The 16544-nt window shown below is 56.0% G+C and carries 16 protein-coding genes and 1 pseudogene; 6 read left to right on the top strand and 11 right to left on the bottom strand.

Annotated elements, in window-relative coordinates:
• The first annotated feature begins 528 nt into the window (after window positions 1–528).
• Window positions 529–1778 (top strand): IS3 family transposase gene (locus sphsw_RS04630; protein ID WP_443024368.1). Its coding sequence is split into 2 segments (ribosomal slippage): window positions 529–778 and window positions 778–1778, totalling 1251 coding nucleotides; the frame shifts between segments, so codons are not numbered across the junction.
• Between the two features lie 189 nt (window positions 1779–1967).
• On the opposite strand, the gene sphsw_RS04625 is transcribed toward sphsw_RS04630, so the two are convergent.
• The 3 genes from sphsw_RS04625 to sphsw_RS18680 all read right to left on the bottom strand — a co-directional run bounded on the left by sphsw_RS04625 (window position 1968) and on the right by sphsw_RS18680 (window position 4652).
• Complete coding sequence (locus sphsw_RS04625; protein WP_152555391.1) at window positions 1968–2627, bottom strand: hypothetical protein; 660 nt, start codon at window positions 2625–2627, stop codon at window positions 1968–1970.
• A 182-nt stretch (window positions 2628–2809) separates the two neighbouring features.
• Window positions 2810–3067 carry a hypothetical protein gene (locus tag sphsw_RS20275; protein ID WP_152555390.1) on the bottom strand — a complete coding sequence of 86 codons (258 nt, stop codon included), beginning with the start codon at window positions 3065–3067 and terminating at the stop codon, window positions 2810–2812.
• 202 nt (window positions 3068–3269) lie between these two features.
• Window positions 3270–4652 (bottom strand): serine hydrolase domain-containing protein, encoded by a 1383-nt coding sequence (locus tag sphsw_RS18680; protein ID WP_081874131.1) that lies wholly within the window; start codon window positions 4650–4652, stop codon window positions 3270–3272.
• Between the two features lie 528 nt (window positions 4653–5180).
• Between sphsw_RS18680 and sphsw_RS19230 the strand changes: the two genes are divergently transcribed.
• Together sphsw_RS19230 and sphsw_RS04615 are read left to right on the top strand one after the other, a co-directional pair.
• Window positions 5181–5663: a hypothetical protein gene (locus sphsw_RS19230; protein ID WP_152555389.1), complete on the top strand. Its 483-nt coding sequence runs from the start codon at window positions 5181–5183 to the stop codon at window positions 5661–5663.
• 209 nt (window positions 5664–5872) lie between these two features.
• A complete protein-coding gene (locus sphsw_RS04615) occupies window positions 5873–7249 on the top strand; it encodes an IS1182 family transposase (protein ID WP_031439582.1) in 1377 nt (458 codons plus the stop codon).
• Between the two features lie 138 nt (window positions 7250–7387).
• Here sphsw_RS04615 and sphsw_RS19225 read toward each other — a convergent pair whose 3' ends face one another.
• A complete protein-coding gene (locus sphsw_RS19225) occupies window positions 7388–8035 on the bottom strand; it encodes a hypothetical protein (protein WP_152555388.1) in 648 nt (215 codons plus the stop codon).
• Window positions 8036–8200: 165 nt separating this feature from the next.
• On the opposite strand from sphsw_RS19225, the pseudogene sphsw_RS04610 reads away from it, so the two are divergent.
• A pseudogene (locus sphsw_RS04610) lies at window positions 8201–8742 on the top strand (recombinase family protein).
• A gap of 573 nt (window positions 8743–9315) precedes the next feature.
• Here sphsw_RS04610 and sphsw_RS04605 read toward each other — a convergent pair.
• From sphsw_RS04605 to sphsw_RS19220, 3 genes are all read right to left on the bottom strand, one after another.
• Window positions 9316–9552, bottom strand: coding sequence for a helix-turn-helix domain-containing protein (locus sphsw_RS04605; RefSeq protein WP_031439581.1), 237 nt, complete (start codon window positions 9550–9552; stop codon window positions 9316–9318).
• A 1-nt stretch (window position 9553) separates the two neighbouring features.
• Window positions 9554–10015 carry a DUF2975 domain-containing protein gene (locus sphsw_RS04600; protein ID WP_031439580.1) on the bottom strand — a complete coding sequence of 154 codons (462 nt, stop codon included), beginning with the start codon at window positions 10013–10015 and terminating at the stop codon, window positions 9554–9556.
• A 312-nt stretch (window positions 10016–10327) separates the two neighbouring features.
• A complete protein-coding gene (locus sphsw_RS19220) occupies window positions 10328–10792 on the bottom strand; it encodes a hypothetical protein (protein ID WP_152555387.1) in 465 nt (154 codons plus the stop codon).
• A gap of 651 nt (window positions 10793–11443) precedes the next feature.
• On the opposite strand from sphsw_RS19220, the gene sphsw_RS04595 reads away from it, so the two are divergent.
• Entirely contained in the window at window positions 11444–12076 is a 633-nt protein-coding gene (locus sphsw_RS04595; RefSeq protein ID WP_031439579.1) for a tyrosine-type recombinase/integrase, read from the top strand.
• Between the two features lie 110 nt (window positions 12077–12186).
• On the opposite strand, the gene sphsw_RS04590 is transcribed toward sphsw_RS04595, so the two are convergent.
• Window positions 12187–12678, bottom strand: a complete 492-nt coding sequence (locus sphsw_RS04590) for a MucR family transcriptional regulator (protein ID WP_031439578.1) — start codon at window positions 12676–12678, stop codon at window positions 12187–12189.
• 1250 nt (window positions 12679–13928) lie between these two features.
• Between sphsw_RS04590 and sphsw_RS18675 the strand changes: the two genes are divergently transcribed.
• Window positions 13929–14432 (top strand): DUF4262 domain-containing protein, encoded by a 504-nt coding sequence (locus sphsw_RS18675; RefSeq protein WP_081874132.1) that lies wholly within the window; start codon window positions 13929–13931, stop codon window positions 14430–14432.
• Window positions 14433–14469: 37 nt separating this feature from the next.
• Here the strand turns inward: sphsw_RS18675 and sphsw_RS04585 are convergent, their stop codons facing one another.
• The 3 genes from sphsw_RS04585 to sphsw_RS04575 all read right to left on the bottom strand — a co-directional run bounded on the left by sphsw_RS04585 (window position 14470) and on the right by sphsw_RS04575 (window position 16396).
• Entirely contained in the window at window positions 14470–15060 is a 591-nt protein-coding gene (locus sphsw_RS04585; RefSeq protein ID WP_031439577.1) for a recombinase family protein, read from the bottom strand.
• Between the two features lie 214 nt (window positions 15061–15274).
• A complete protein-coding gene (locus sphsw_RS04580) occupies window positions 15275–15673 on the bottom strand; it encodes a VOC family protein (RefSeq protein ID WP_031439576.1) in 399 nt (132 codons plus the stop codon).
• A 192-nt stretch (window positions 15674–15865) separates the two neighbouring features.
• Complete coding sequence (locus sphsw_RS04575) at window positions 15866–16396, bottom strand: hypothetical protein (protein ID WP_152555386.1); 531 nt, start codon at window positions 16394–16396, stop codon at window positions 15866–15868.
• Window positions 16397–16544: the final 148 nt, after the last annotated feature.

The raw sequence follows: 16544 nt of genomic DNA, 5'->3' as shown, positions 1-16544 counted from the left end.
TGACGAGTGATTCCACAATTCTTGTCGGTCGGCGAGATGGGCGAGGTTGTCGTGTAATTCGAGGGACTAATTTTCATACAGCAATGTCGTCCACGGCTGTAACAGGCGACGAAACAGTCACCTAGAACGCGTACGCAGCCCCTTGCTTCACCATCATAGCCGCGCGACAACACTCTCAGGGTCTTTGGCCCCGGCTGGACTAAAGTTGGGCGTCATATCACGATGGCTGAAGGAACGTCATGGACGATCGAGTTAAGTCAAGTGGTCGGCCGTCACGAGGCACGTTGGGGACGGTTTACGCACGAATCACGGCGGGTAGGTACCAGACCTTGCAGCATATTCGTGAGGACAAGGGGTGGTCGCTTGTAACGGCTATTGAGCGCGCAGTTGATGCTCTGGCTAAGCAAGAGGGCTATTATAAACATAAGGACTAGGGTGCATGTCAAACCGCACAGTCTATTGCCTGACCTTGCCCCTGCCTGACGTCTCCCTTGGCTGATAGGAATCCATCAGCAGAGGGATATTCGCATGAAGGACGGAGTGAGGGCGCGCTACACGCTTGAGTTTAAACAGGAAGCAGTGCGGTTGATGCGGGGCGGAGAGACGCTGGCGTCAGCGGCGCGGACGCTGGGCGTGTCTGCGCAATCGCTGGATAACTGGGTAAAAGCAGAGGCTGCAGGTCGTCTCCGGGACGTTCGGGGCAAGGATCTGACTGCCGAACAGATGGAGATTGCGCGGCTGAAGGCGGAGCTGTCGCGGGTGCGCATGGAGCGCGACATCTTAAAAAAAGCGACGGCGTACTTCGCGAGGGAGTCGCGGTGAGGTACGCCTTTATCGGGCGACATCGCGATATCTGGCCTATCGTAGTCCAGTGCCGCGTCTTGCAGGTCAGCGCCAGCGGCTATCACCAGCACCAATTACGCCACGCCGCAGATGGCGGGCCGAACCAGCCAAACCGCCAGCTCAGCGACACGGCACTGGCGGTTCACATCAAAGCGGTCTTCACCGTGATGAAGGGGGCCTATGGCTGGCCTAGGATATGGCGTGAGCATGCCACGCGGCGCATCCGGGCGGGCAAGGAGCGCGTTCGCAAAATGATGAAGGCCTGCGGCCTGCGCGCGCCTGGCAAGCGGCAGTTCAAGGCAACCACGAACAGCGCACATGATCTGCCGGTGGCGCCGAACCTGCTGGCGCGTAATTTCACCGTAGATGCGCCAAACGAGGTATGGACGGGCGATATCACCTACATCTGGACCGAAGAGGGCTGGCTCTACCTTGCCGTGGTGATCGACCTGTTCAACCGGCAGGTGGTCGGCTTTGCGATGGGCAAGCGCATGACCCGGACGCTGGTAATGGATGTGTTGCGTATGGCCTGGTTTCGGCGCCATCCCGCGCCGGGCCTGATCTTCCAATCCGATCGCGGCAGCCAACATGCCAGCAACGATTACCGGAAGCTCGTCGCTGCGTTTAAGATGACTAGCTCGATGAGCCGCAAAGGCGATTGCTGGGACAACGCCGTGACCGAGACGCTGTTCGGCTCGCTAAAGGTCGAGCGGCTCCATGGCATGCGCTTCGACACGCGGCGCCTGGCCAAGGTGGAGGTGATGAACTGGATCGCCTTCTACAACCATCGACGGCTTCATTCGACGCTGGGTTATACCAGTCCGATGGCCTTCGAACAGAAATGGCTTGCCCGGCAAATTAGCTTGGCAGCATGGCCTTCACGTCAAGGGAGACGTGTGACGGGGGCAAGGTCAGTGGTGGAAAGCTGCCGTTAGCAATCCCCATCTTGCTACCCTGATTGAACTCAGCAGGGCATTATAGTCAGCCAAGAAATCCGCTACATCGGTATATCAGCCAGCCAACCACGCTGGCCAAAACCGGAAGGCCAAGCACCAATGCAAAGAGGGTAAGGGCCCATTTTAGACTTTTAACTTACTAAACTTCCACAATGGACACCATCTTGGTCAAGTCGGTATTCTTTTGTCAAAGTAGGATAGGTCTTGCAGGGCCTGTTGGGTCAAGTCGTAAAACCTTATTGCGTCAACGGCTGTTACATTATCAAGGTGTACCGCTTCATTCCGGAGCTTGAGCATGGCATAAAGGTTTTGATACGTCGCACCTCCAATTATCCCACTCTTTACAAAGCTACGTAGCAGGGCGTCGGTGCTTTTAGGAACTTTTCCGCCAGCTGACGCGCCGATAAGCTCTTCGCGGTTCCCTGCAATAGTCCGCAGCTTTTTCTCGACAGGCTTCCAAGCATCGAGAATAGCCGCCTCTGGACTTACAGACACGAGGCTTTGGTAACGCTGGTCGACGGAACTAAACAACGGATCGTGTTTCCATTCATCGGAACGACCTATTGCGTCGACATGATCTTGCGTGGTCACGGGGGCCGGGCCAACGAGCGCCGCGGCTTCGATCTTATCTAGTTGGTCAGTGAAGTCGGCAGATTTATCGCCCCACGTCACCTTACGAATCTTCGCAAGCAAGCGGCTGATCTGAGAACGAAATACACAGGCGATCACAACTGCGGCCACAGGCCATGCCAGGGAGCCCGTCATGTCCGCGATGAATTCTAGCGCGTCCATAGTGTCATGGACCTCCGCAACTTTTTCTACTGCCACTTCCCGGCTCCCTTTCATGGCATGATAGGGAGACCGGCCCTGCAGTAAAGACTGCACGAAGCCGGTGATGCTGATGGGACATTAAGGGGTCACGACACGAAAGTGAGTTTTGCGTACGCTAGGCGCGAACGAATGCTGAACGACCGGGTTTGGTGGATAGCGGACGTTACCTTACGAGCGGCCTATTCCGCAGGCTGACGGTATTCGAGCGGAATAGGCTTGAAGATAGCAGCTGACGCGCATCCTAAAACCAGACCAGTCAGGACTAACGGGCTGAAGGTAGCGTTGCCTCGGATCATCTCAATCGCACCGGTCACGGCAAGCCAGGTGACAACCAGCAGAAACAGCCTCTCGAAGAACATTCGTAGTCGTGGATGCATCCGGTTTTTCAGCCGCGTGGTCCAACTCGACATTGATAGCTCCCGTTCAGGCGAGGTCATGTCATACGCCGGCCACGTCCGCAATTGGGCGGAAGCGGAATGGCCGGAATTGGTGGATTGCGGACCGTCCGCTATTGGGAAGCAGATGGCGTTAGCGGACGTCGCCTGATGCTGCGGCCTTTCTCAAAAAGGATCGAGAAATGGGAATGGTCGGCAACCCACAAGCTAACTGTCCAGCGGGAAGCCAGAATGGTCAGTGCCTCTAATTTATCGGAGTCACGATAAACTCTTCAACTTTCCCTTTTGGGCCGGGTTCTGCCCGCAGCGAAACTCCAAGCTTTCGACTATCGAGATCAAATAAGAATTGCTCACTTGTGAACCCACCGCGAATGTCGGATTGTACCTGTATCACGCTTTTAGGCTCACCAAGCGGTGCGAGACTTGAATAGTATTTTAAAGTCATTTCAGGTGAAAAGTAGGAGTTTCCATTCAATGTGAAAATGCTACGGTCAAGCGTCCCGGATCGCACCATATTGTAAATCATGCGGGCTCGATCAACACCGCTGCTGTTGGCAAACAATTGCTGCTCAATTGCATCTGCGATGGATATTTGCGCGTTGCCGAAATCGGCATTGTCCGCGACGACGATCGCGGCGTGATCGTCAGGATAGATCCTATTCTCGGTAAGGAACCCGACAAGACCTCCCCCATGCGCAATGACACGATGCCCGTTTGTGTACGCCACGGTGACACCGAGGCCGTAGTTTGTGCCAACCCCATTCGACAAAACGGTTTCACGTTCCTGCGCCTTGTAGGCTACGTCCGACATCAGGCTGCGATTAATTACAGATATATCCCAGCGCGCTAAGTCGGCCGCAGTCATTGCGAACTGGCCTGCCGCGAAAGACCAATTAGCTGCGACCGGTTGGGCGGCACGGATTGGACCAAGTGCATCTCGGGTAAACCCTTGCGGATCAGCGTCGTTTAGTCCGGAGTCGATTTCAACTGGCCTTAGGCCGAGACGCGCGAACACGTGAGTTTGTAAATAGCTTGCGAGCGATCGCCCAGATACTATTTCGACAATCCGACCCGCCGCGACGTAGCCAGTGTTAGAGTATTGCCATCGCGTACCGGGCTCGAAGTCGAGCGGCAGTTTTGCCCAACGACTTAGTATTTCATCAGGGGTTGTTGCCCTTTTCATATCCGTAAATGCATAATCCTGCGGCCAGTAGTCTCGATATCCGGCTGTGTGATCGAGCAACTGCCGGATCGTTACATCATTAGCTCTCGTAAGGTCGGGTAGGTATTTGGACACCCTATCGTCCAGAGACAGTTTGCCTTCGTCAGCGAGGATTAAGATCGCAGACGCGGTAAATTGCTTGGAGACTGAGCCTATCGAGTAGCGAGCATCCGTGCGGGCCGGCTGGCCTTCGCGTTGGAAGCCATATGCCTTGGAGTAAACAAGCTTCCCGTCCCGAACGATAGCAATCGAAGCGGCCGGCACCCCGCTGTCGGCGAGTGCCCTGGTAGCTGCGGTATCAATAGCATTGATTTGATCGTGTGAGAGGGACTGACCGCTACACGGTGCCGTAGCAAGAGCGACAAGCCCGACAGAAAACGAGAAAATTACAGGCCAGCTAAACATCAGGGCACCCTCTCATCCAATCTTTTGTTCAATATCACTTCGAAACGATATGTCAGGTTGCCGCTTGAATGAACGGAAGCGGGCAATCTTTCTCGATTATTGCCATCCGGGTTTTGGCCTCACGGCATACAGGCTGCCGGTCCGGCTTTGAACTTTCCCGATTGGGAAGGTCCAGCGGGAAAGGCGTGGTGCGGCAATGGTTTCGTCGTCGCCGAACGAGCCGCTTTCTCAAAATCTGTTTCCAATTGGGTTTGCCGAAATTGCCTGCCGGACATGGAAAACGGGAATCTGATTATGGCTCGAACGTCAGGTTTCAGGATCTTGCGCGTACAGACTGAACGACCGGGTTTGGGCGTTCCGCCCGATCCGGCTTTCTCGCGAGGGATCCTATTTCGAGAAGCGAAGTTATACGCGCCGCGCCGCAAAAGGGGTTCCATTTGCAACGCTGGAACTGCCCGTTGCCAGACATTGCTGAAATCGCGCAGGTCAGTAATAGTTAGACGGCTTGCCGTCATGTGAAGGGTACCCGTGAAAATCTTATATGGATGCCTGGTTTTGGGCCTCACAGCGTCCTTAGCGTCAGCTGACACGCTTCCTGCGGCTAAAACGCCGGAGGTCGTAAAGGGCGTCCAGTCTTGCCTTGCAGCGGTTGATAGTCATCAGGTGAATGTTGAAAATCTGAAGAAAGATGGGTGGAGCGCAGTGTCAGCTTCCGAGGCTGGAAAGCCGGTGGGGTTGCCGATACCTCTATTGTCTAAGGGCAGTCTTTTACTTCTTCATAAATCCGACGCAGAAACTCCAATCTGCGCGGTTATGGCAAAGGTTCCTAATGTCTCTGCCGTTCGTGATATTGCAAACTCGATTGATATCGCTCTTAAGATCAACCGGAAGATAAAAGATGGTAAGCCCATACCGGCCTATTGGTTTCCCACCGAACACGTTGTTGAACTTGCAACAACAGGTAGCGTCGAGGCACCAGGCGTTCGGATCGTCGTGGGATATCGTAAATAACTTGCGGTTAATACTTGATCATTGACGACTAGTGCCTACTAAGATATACAATCGCCTTCGGTCTTGATAAAAAGAGCTCAAAAAAGACTTGCATCAACGCAGCGGCGCAAAGCGACCAGCAGCTGATGCCCGATTGTGTTGAAAAAGTCGGCCTTGCAGTAGTGTCGGCGGTCTGATTCAATCTTCGCCAGGTGAGCGGAGACGGGCCGATGATGGGCGAGCGGACGGTAGCGCAGGAAGCGCTGTTCTACAGCTTCAGTCTGGAGCGGCATGTGCCGGCGGACCACATGCTCCGCTCGATCGACCGGTTCGTCGACCTGTCGGGCATCCGCGAACATCTGAAGCCGTTCTACAGCGAGATGGGACGGCCATCGATCGACCCCGAGCTGATGATCCGCATGCTCATCATCGGCTACTGCATGGGGATCCGTTCCGAGCGCCGGTTGTGCGACGAGGTGCATCTGAACCTGGCCTATCGCTGGTTCTGCCGGCTTGGCCTGGAGGGCGACGTACCCGACCATTCCACCTTCTCGAAGAACCGCCATGGCCGTTTCCGCGACAGCGACCTGCTGCGCCGGCTTTTCGAAACGACGGTCGAGCGCTGCATGGCCGAGGGTCTGGTCGGTGGCGAAGGCTTCGCTGTCGATGCGAGCCTCATCCGGGCCGATGCCAATCGTCAGACTGGCGGCCCGGGTAGCGAGGGTCTGCCGCCCGACGCCAACGCGCGTGCCGTTCGCGAGTATCTTGCCGTCCTCGACGATGCCGCATTCGGGGCGGCCACGCCGGTGGTGCCGAAGTTTCTGGCGCCGGCGGATCCGGCGTCGCGCTGGACCTGTGCGCATGGCGGGCAGGCCTATTACGCCTACTCGACCAACTACCTCATCGATCTCGACCATGCCGTCATCATGGACGTGGAGCCGAGCACCGCGATCCGGCAGGCCGAAGTGACCGCCTGCAAACGGATGATCGAGCGCGTGCAGGACCGTTTCGGCGTCTGGCCCGAACGACTGGCAGCGGACACGGGGTATGGCTCGGCCGAGATGCTCGCATGGCTCGTCCACGATCGCGACATCCACCCGCACATCCCCGTGTTCGACAAGTCGGCCCGCCGCGACGGCACCTTCGCGCGGGCGGACTTCCGCTATGACCTGGGCGACGACAGCTATGTCTGTCCTGCCGGCAATCGCCTGCGCCCTCGCAACCGCAACTTCACGCAGTCCCGCGGCGATGTCGGCCAGGACGGCTTCATCCGCTATCGCGCCCGCCAGCAGGACTGCGCCGGCTGCGACCTGCGGCAACGCTGCACGCCCAACGTGCCGGCCCGCAAGGTCACGCGCTCCATCCACGAAGGCGCTCGTGACCTGGCCCGCGATATTGCCACCACCGACGCCTATGTGACCTCCCGCCGCCAGCGGAAGAAAGTCGAGATGCTGTTTGCGCACCTCAAACGCATCCTGAAGCTGGATCGATTGCGCCTGAGAGGTCCCAACGGTGCCAAAGACGAGTTCCTCCTCGCTGCCACCGCCCAGAACCTCCGCAAGATGGCCAAGCTGATCCCGATGCCAGCGCAGATGGCACCCGCCTGAGGCGCCGCGCGCGCCTAGCTCTGTTTCAACCACGCGCCTGGCCGCGGCCGATCCCGGCTTTTTTCAACACAATCGCCCAGTCACAGCCGTCTAGAGTGGGAATGTTTGTCTTCCAAGAGGAGCTCTCACGGCAGCAACTCAAAAAACCTCTTTTACGAGTTGCTGGAAAAGACTTGTGCCGCGCGGATTTTTTCGCCGGATAGCATGTAGTTTTGCGCCTACTCTACCCTCAAGTAATGACTCGCCGCCATCGATACCCGGCATACAAGGCTGATTCCCGTTACGAGCCTTGCATGAAATTGAGCTCCAATCAGGGGGAACCGACGACGCATTCCAAAAGCGCTCTTCGTCATCGATCAATAGCCGAAGTCTTGTCGCATCCTGACCATCTAGGTAACGCAATACAGTCAGGGGTTTGGCACCGACCGCTGTTTGATTGCCGTAGTCCTTGATAATGCTAACGGCTCTAGGCTCAACTTCCTGAAAGAAAATGATACGAGCCGACCGAGGCCGACGTAAAGAGTAGGACTCGGTCAGTCGGAATGTCGGGCCGGTAATTTTCGCGTTCTTAGTTAAGATGGCCGGTTCGCCAAGCTCACGTAGGACACGATCGAAATAAGTCGCCTGCCCCAACGCATCGTTCAAACCGTATGCGTCGACGCTTTCTGGGGGAGGAGACAGATCAGCAGGGAATTGGGCCTGCGCTGGTGAGGCCAAAGCGGCGGCAATGCCTCCGCTTGCTACAATCACCTCTCGACGTGTCAGCAAGGCTAGTCCTTTCAGCACGGATGCACCGTATACAGCGATTGCTGCTTATAAACGCGCTGCCTGGCAAGGGCAGACGTTCACGCTCCGCGTTTGTGATACACAAATCACGGATTTTGCATCATGCGGAAAGCAGCCGAATTACAGGCGCTTCCACGATGCATAAATCCAATGCACAATCGGGGCATGATTTACGGCTACGCACGCGTCTCATCCAACGGGCAGGATCTAGCCCAGCAGCTCGCCCAGCTCGATGCGGCCGGCTGCACGAAGGTCTATCGCGAGAAGGTCAGCGGCGCGACTGCCGAGCGGCCCCAGCTCAAGCGCGCGATCGGCTCGCTCGATACCGGCGACGTGCTTATGGTGACATCCACTGATCGCTTGCCCGTAATACCCGTGACCTGTTGAACATCCTCCATGCGGTGAAGGAAGCCGGTGCTGGCTTCCGCTCGATTGCAGAGCCAATGGTGGACACCACCTCGCAGTTCGCCGATGTCATCATTGCGGTGCTGGGGGTTGCCGCCAGCTATAAGCGCCATCGTATTACCGAGCGCACCGCTGCTGGCAGGGTCCAAGCCAAGGCCCGTGGCGTCAAGTTCGGCCGACGTGCTTGCCCTTCCCCTCACCAGCAGACAGAAGCGCTACAGCGGCTTGCAGCTGGCGACACGCATCGCACTGTCGCAGCGCTGTTCGACGTCGATCAGGCAACAATATCGCGGCTGCACTGAAATCAGGGACGCTAACAGCGCGGTGGCCTGTTGCTCCCGCGATACATGATGGTAGCGGTGATCGGCTTTGATCGAGCATTCACGGCCACGCTCAACGAAAAACCGTTAGCATCGTGATAGTTAGCGAAGCGAAAACCAGGGCGGCGCTGAACGACAGAACGCTTTAGGCCAGATTTTTGAGCTTGCCTGTCATAATAACCGGCAACGTCAGCTAGGGTCGACGACGTTGAGAAGCTGTACCCCCGATAACAGCCAATAGCTTGATCGCGGAGCAGGAAGTTAGCCCCAGCCGGTGCCTTATAATTGAATGTTTCAGCCAATGCCGGCGATACAATGACGGCAGCGACGAGCAACGCTGTCAGTGGATTTGATAGGTTCATAATTTACTGCCTCCTGTTCCCTGTCGATCCTAACGGCAGATTTGACTGCTACAACGCATCGGAAATGTGCATCAAAATTCAGACCACGGTTCTGCCCGTCATCGTATAATGCAAAACTTGTGATTTTCGCATCATGCGCATGAAAACCTGACTGTACCTACCAAGAGAAACGGACGCCGGCAGGCACGGCAGGCTAATCGTCGGCGCCCTCTTGAAGGTCGCCAGGATCAAATTGATAGGTGAGGAGATCACCGGGCAGGCAGTCCAGCACGGCGCACATCTTGGCTAATGTACCAAGCCGAACGCCGCGCACCTTCCCGGATTTGAATAGAGATAATTGTGTTTCGCTAATGCCCATCTGGCCTGCAAGGTGCTTGCTGGTCATCGCCCGTTTGGCGAGCATCGCATTGAGCGTAATGACGACAGGCACCTTAGAAGAACCCTTCGATCTCGTCGCGCATTGCCGCAGCGCGTGCAAATAGCTGAGAAAGAAGCATCAACGCGGCTCCCACGACGCCCAGCGTTACCGGAGACGGTTCAAACGTCTTTAGATACGGGCTACCCCAGACCAGGGCCGTCATCAGTGGCACGCCGATCACCGTGAACAAGGCACCGCCGAACAATGCCAACCCGACGCGAAATAGAAGGGTAGCTATTACCCCATCAAACAGAGCACCCCTAGCGATCGCCTTGAGGGCGCTGCGGATCATCCATATGGCCCACATATAGAGGAACATGGGGAGGTAGTAGATTGCCACCGTGTCCGCATATTGCCCGCCTTGCCAGACGATGTTCCCAAGCAGAACCATCGTGAGCACCGCGAGCCCTGCAAAGGGAACGGTTATCAGCCACATCAGAGTGTGCGCCTGCTTGCGTATCTTAGCGACCGACATCAACTGCCCTTTCCACCTAAAGAGATTTAATTGCTAGTTAAATTTTTCAGTCGGTCAAGTTTAAATAGCAGTTAAATCCCGTCCGTCGATGCGGATGTCCAGGAAGCAATTACAGAGCGGCTGCTGACACCCCAACGTCACCTGGGTAGCTGAGCGCCTTTGGGTACCGGTTTAGCGGGGGCATTGAACATAAGCCGATCGAATGGTTGCCACTGCGTTGATGCAAAACTTTTGATTTTTGCATCAACGAATGTCTGGGATAGGAGGAGAACGGTCCGGCTTCTTTCGGGACAACGGAAGGCAAAGCGGACGCTACCCGACTAGCATTTCTACCCGCTCGTCCTCTGTACAGAGCGCGATGGTCGCTAGCGTATGTTGACCTTTGGCATGGGCAACGACGGCCAGAGCGCCCCTGACGACAAGATCGTCCTGCGCTTCTCCAAGGTGTCGTAATGCTATCGGGAGTATAGCAGCCCAAGCGTTTTCGTAATCCTGTTCGAGTTCGGACGGGACCGGTGGGTTTCCCTGGGCCAAACGACCGTCTTCAATTGACGCCACTAACGAGTAGGCGTTCCAATCAGGCTCCGCTTGCTCCTGCATCATCAAGACAATCTCGCCGACCGCCGCATACGAGGCCGAATTGACGGTGCCTTGGTGGTAGAGTTTACCCCATAGTTCCTGCGCGGCATCCTCCGCCTGTCCGGCACGCCAAGCGTCTATCGCGGGCCGGGGGTCGTAAGGTTCACCATATGCGCTTAGCCACGGATCGTTGGGCACATCTCGCTCCATCTACGAGCGTTCGGTTCTAGCGCCGGAGCGTAAGCTGCGGAACGGCTCAAATTGGGCGAATGCAGACTGGCCGCTTCGGACTAATGCTGATTAGCAGTGCGAACGTCGCGATCTGGTGGAGAGCTGCCGCCCTCCGGGTGTTCTCTCTTCGTTACTTCTGACGCAAAGTCGCGCTGAAGAGCAGAGCGGCTACGCAGATGTATGACAATACGGCGCATACGATGAAGATCAACGATGGACCCGGTGCTGACCGGTATCCAAAGAAGGCGCCAGAAGAAATTCCCCAGATCATGATCGTGGCATACACCCACATTGCAGCGAGTATCATTAGACCGAGGCCCAATGCGAGGAAACGGATTATCGTTAGCGCTTGCCTTTTCACGATACCGCTCCGCTTTCTTAGTCTTAGACCGAAATTACATTAGCAGGAGGCAGTTCGAAAGGTCACATCCGAACTTCGAGCGTTTCTGGTCGGTCCGGTTCTAGGGTCCGGGTGTGGGCGACTGCGGAACGACTGCTTTTCGAATGCCACAGTTCAAACTGAATGCACCTAGCAATCCAGAGTAAATGCCCTCCGGAAAAGCCGTGCCACCCCGTGCCCGTTTTCTCCTTGGCCATGATGGCCACGGAGAGAAAGCTATGGGTACGTCAGAGTTCGATCCAATCGCAGGCAAACGCTCCCCCTGGAACGGCGGGCGCAAGGTGGGTGCCAAGCGTGCGCTCAAGCCGCGACAGGTCTGGGCCATTCGCTTCTTCCTCGATCAGCACCAGCGACTACGGGATCGCGCGTTGTTTGACTTGGCGATCGACAGCAAGCTGCGTGGTTGCGATGTGGTGAGGATGAGGATCGGCGATATCGTCCTTGGTGGCCATGTCCGAAACCGTGCGATCGTCGTCCAAGCGAAAACAGGTAGGCCGGTGCAGTTCGAGTTGATGGCGGACGCCCGAGCAAGCTTGCTGGCATGGCTGGAGAGGCGAGGTGGTTCGCTTGCCGACTATGTCTTTCCTAGCCGAACCGATCATGCCCGCCCGCTCAGTACCCGCCAGTACGCCCGGCTGGTAGCCGAATGGGTGAACGGGATAGGGCTGCGCCGCGAAGAGTATGGGACGCACTCGCTTCGGCGGACCAAGGCTTCCATCATCTACAAGGCGTCGGGCAATCTTCGCGCGGTGCAGATCCTACTCGGCCACGCCAAGATTGAGAATACCGTCCGCTACCTTGGCGTCGATGTCGAAGACGCTTTGACCTTGTCAGAGGGCATCGAGGTGTAACCTATACCGGCTTCTCGCCACTGTGAGAAGCCGGACCGGACGGACGAGCGGCAGAAGCAGCCCTTCCCCTGCCGCCCAAAGGCTGGCCCCCAATGGAAGCCAGCTTTTACTTACTCGGCCGTTTCAACTTTTGGCTTTTTGGATTTTGCTGGGGCCTTCGATGCCGTGCCATCGCCGCTGCGGCTGCTACCCAAGCCAATCCTATGGGCCATCGCACGGCGCGCTTCCGAATAGGTCGTTGCAACCATCGGATAATCAGCCTTCAGATTGTACCGCTCGCGATATTCTTCTGGCGTCAGGCCGTGCGTCGTGAGGTGTCGGCGAAGTGTCTTGTATGGCTTGCCATCGATCATGCTGACGATGAAGTCCGGGTTGGCCAGCGACTTACGGGCCGACACTGCCGGGGTATATTGCTCGGCATCAGCGACAGGGGCGTTCGCCTCGTTGGCGCCGCCGATTAAAGATTGAACGCTGGAGTGCATCTGGGCGAGAAACGCTGGAACGTCATCTGCTGATGTTCGCGTGTTTGGGTTCGACAACCATGCAATCGTCAGCTCGGTTGCAAGCTCGACGGCGTCTAGCTGAATAGTTTCGTCAGACATCATTCACTCCACGTATGTCACCGCCATTTGGGGTCGCCTTTTTACAAAAACAACCGCGGCTACATGCGACTGAAGCAATCAACCAAGTCTCCGCATGAATAAATAGCGATGCAAGTGGTGCCAATATGTAAGTGATTGTGCCATTTTGGCCGTGAGGGAAGCAGGGTAAGAACGACACATTATTGAAGACATTTGCACCCAATATGCGCACCTTCGTGCGAGCATGAGCCAAATGATCTTCAAGGTTGGCGGGGTGCAGTCCGGCAATCTTTGGCTCTGCTGCTACTGCCGATGACACCTATGGTCAGGCCATGGACGGCAGCGAAATGGCCGGAATTGGTGGAAAACGGAACGGCAGCTTCGGGAATGCGGGTCGTTATAGCCGACATTCGGCACACTTTTGATTTTTCTCGAAAGCGTCGGAAAGGAATTTCAGTTGGCAGCAAAATGCCAATATTTGGATGCAAATTTGCTAATACGGTCGGCCTGAATTGTCAGGGATCGAGGAACTTGAAGGAGCATGGAGTGAGCACGACGGGGGGTAAGAGTGCTAATACGACTACCGTCATAAAGGCTACTCCTATCCAATTTGGCAATGCCTGCCCCTCATCACTAAGATCCAAAACTGACCCACGCCAGCCACATATGCAGCAAATCAAGTTCCAGATCACAATGCGGATTAAGACCGTCAGCATTGGTCCGAGCGTTATAATGACGAAATATTTCCGAGTTCCGCATCGGTCGGAAGCTTTTGCACCCAAGATTATAATAGTCAAAGCTATACCGACTGTGACGGCTTTAAAGACACTAGCAAATAGCGGCGGTGCTAATTTCATCAGATGCCATGTCTACAAATTAGTCGTTAACGAAAAGTTGCAATCGCACGCGCTCGTTTTAATCAGCGTCCAGATGGGCGCTTTCTGGGATCCCGCAATTAACGCAGGGCGTACGAGCGGCCCCGCCCGATGGCACGGACAACCGTCAGGTTTGTTCGCGTTCTTAAAATCTGTTTCTGACTGTTCTTTCCCGAGATTGCCGCTCGGTTATGGAAAATCGGGATCATTGTGCTGAACGGATGTTCGCTTTCGGAAGTGCGAATTGCCCACCGGGGCAGCCGATTGTGGGCGCTTTTTGCCGTTTCCATTGTTGCGAAAGGGTTCCCTTGTGCGACGGTAGGAACGCCGAATCTCTGACCTTCCACGCCGAACCATTTCGTTTAGAGGCGGATATCATTTGCATTCGGATTGATCATGGCCACTGCTTTAGACGCTTCAGTAGATACGCTGGATGATGCCGAAAGGGCGTTCGTCGCGAATATCCGCGAACATGGTTGGTTTCGAACAAGCGTGTTTGCTGAGGCAGATAAACCTGGCTTCTCGTTTACTACTGGTTTTTTTGTGACGCAAAAAGTGCCCGAGATTGTTATTTTTTCGATGAAGGACGAGTTTGCTCACACTGTCTTCTGGAACATTTTCAACGATGCAGCTGACGGCGTAATGCTCCCTGTTGGAATAAGAACTGACGAGGTCTTTTCTAATAATCCAGCTTATCTTTTTCAAATAGATAAATCAAAATATCAACAATATCTAGGCTGGAGTCGATGGTTTTACGGCAATGATGACTTCCCGTCCCTTCAACTCGTATGGTCTGACCAGGCAGGGAGTTTTCCATGGGAGGATGGTTTTGACGAAACATTTCGCGAAGATCAGCCAGATTTAACGGAAAAGGGGTGGCTTGCATCAATCGTAGGATGAGGCAGCTTTACAGCTAATGAAAGCGGACTTTCCACTTTCAACCCGGGTTAGCCACCCATTCAGCCTTCGTTCGGTACAGTCGCGATATAGTTGCCTGATCGACACTAAATAGGGCGGCGACAGTGCGTTGCGTATCGCCAGCGGCGAGCCGTTGTAGCGCTATAGCCTGTTGATGAGGGGTAAGGGCAGCACGTCGGCCGAACTTCACGCCACGGGCTTTGGCCTGGACCCTGCCGGCGGCGGTGCGCTCGGTGATACGATGGCGCTCGTAGCTCGCCGCCACGCCCAACACGGCAATGATGACCTCTGCGAACTCGGAGGTGGTGTCCACCATTGGTTCGGCGATCGAGCGAAAGCCGGCACCGGCTTCTTTTACCGCATGCAGGATGTTCAACAGATCGCGGGTGTTGCGGGCGAGGCGATCGGTGGAGGTGACCATCAACACGTCGCCAGCATCAAGCGCCCCGATCGCCCGCTTGAGCTGGGGCCGTTCGGCCGTCCCGCCGCTGACCTTCTCTTGATAGATCTTCGTGCAGCCGGCCGCGCCTAGTTGGACGAGCTGCTGCCCTAGGTCCTGACCGGTGGATTGTAAACGCTCACGCTTTCTGGCGGTGTTCTGATCAAGCAATTTGTCGTGGGTGGCTCGCCACGCAGTAAGCACGAATGTCCGGGTTTGGTGGATAGCGGAACGGCCGCTTTCGGGCCGCGCTCGCGGTAATCAGCCGTTCGTTCAGGATGCCGCCAAAGGGGGCGCGAACGTCCCTTGGTGGTGGAAAGCGGACATTCGCGCGATCGCAAAATCCGGGTCCGCTAGGGTCAAAAGCGGACCCGTGTCGGACAGATCAGGCAGGGAAATGAATTCCGCATAGTTTGTTGCCGTCTGGGTCGCGAAAATAGGCAAGTTCGACTGTCCCCAGCGATGCGGTATTACGCGGGCCGGGCGGGGCTTCGATCGAGGTGCCACCGTTGGCGACCGCGGTATCATGAAGCTGCTTCACTTGTTCAAGCGAGTTGCACGAAAAGGCGACGGTGCTGCCGTTGGCGACGCTTGCCGGTTCGTCGTTAATCGGCTGGCTGACGATGAAATTGGTTCCGTTGCCATTATTATAGATCAGCCGTGTATGGCCGCTGTCGGCAATGTTCCGCGTCCCTTCGCCTGCCCCCAAAGTGGCGAGCACCGTGTCGTAGAAGCGCTTCGACCGTTCAATATCGTTCGATCCGACCATGGTGTGAAAAAGCATGCGGGCTCTCCTTGCAGCTGATCGACTTCCGATCGCCACTAGCCTTCTTACCTAACCGGCCGTTAGGACGCGGTCACCCCCGGGTCGTCGAAATGTCCGCGATTAGGCGTTAGCGGTCGTCCGGTCGATACTGGACCGAAAGTCGCTTTGTGGCGGAAAAGCGGACCGGCTGCTTCGATTCTGCGCAATCCATCAACAGACATTTAGAAGCATAAACTGTATCGTCGTTATTCCATCATGCTCGATACGAACCTCGCGACAGTCCTTGACGAATGAATCCAGCCGGAAGGGGTGTGTAATCGACGAACTACGAGTCCAACCTCGTGCGGCCAGCTCGGCACCGATGTGATCAACCCTGACGTCTTCAGTATTATTTGCGGCACCCCGGAACGAAACCGTTACGTTAAAGCGGTCAGCGACCGTGAAAAACTCGGCTTGCCAGCCGTCGGCGTTGTTGTTGCCTGCATAGGTGACACCGTCTGATCCTAAGTCGCGAAGCACGGTCAGCACTACGTTCAAAGATTTGGCCACCTCGTCCTTGGACAGGGGTCTGCGGGTGACATCAAGCAGCGGCGTTAGGGCAATCAGGAATGCATCCTCTCGACGCGAGGCGGTGCCGGGCTGCTCGATCGTCGGCTGGATATGTTTGGCGGGATGCACAGGCACAGCGGCAGGACGATGCGTGCCTCCGGCCACCATCGACGCGAGAGCCATCAGCAACACGACCGTCTCCAAGAGCTGCTAAGAAGTTGAACCATCGGCAGCTTCTAGACAATCGCCGTCCTAGAGTGAATGTCGGCTTTTGGGCGATTGTGTTGAAAAAAGCCGGGATCGGCCGCGGCCAGGCGCGTGGTTGAAACAGAGCTAGGCG

The sequence above is a fragment of the Sphingomonas sp. FUKUSWIS1 genome (assembly GCF_000733135.1).
Classification (GTDB): domain Bacteria; phylum Pseudomonadota; class Alphaproteobacteria; order Sphingomonadales; family Sphingomonadaceae; genus Sphingomonas; species Sphingomonas aerolata.
The sequence above is the reverse complement of the archived record's forward strand: the minus strand, read 5'-3'. Positions and strand labels throughout refer to the sequence as shown.